Source organism: Cognatiluteimonas profundi, from assembly GCF_009792795.1.
GTDB lineage: Bacteria > Pseudomonadota > Gammaproteobacteria > Xanthomonadales > Xanthomonadaceae > Cognatiluteimonas > Cognatiluteimonas profundi.
The window spans coordinates 1-363 of sequence record NZ_VKHQ01000009.1 but is presented as its reverse complement, the minus strand read 5'-3'; positions in this window follow the sequence as shown (position 1 = coordinate 363).

The following is a 363-nucleotide window of genomic DNA, read 5'->3' as shown; positions in this document are numbered from 1 at the left end:
CCTGCGGGCACCTTCTCCCGCGAGCGGGAGAAGGGAAAGGCGGTGCTGCGGTGATTGATTTGGGGGACTGCTGCTGGCCTGCCCTCATCCGCCTTCGGCACCTTCTCCCGCGAGTGGGAGGCAAACCATGGTGGCGACGGACTAGCCCCTCGCCCGCTTGCGGGAGAGGGGTTGGGGTGAGGGCGCTCTTGAGCGGCCAAGCGATGGATCAAGAGCGCCCTCATCCGCCCTGCGGGCACCTTCTCCCGCAAGCGGGCGCAGGGAAAGGCGGTGCTGCGGTGATTGATTTGGGGGACTGCTGCTGGCCTGCCCTCATCCGCCTTCGGCACGTTCTCCCGCACGCGGGAGAAGTGAGTTGCCCAG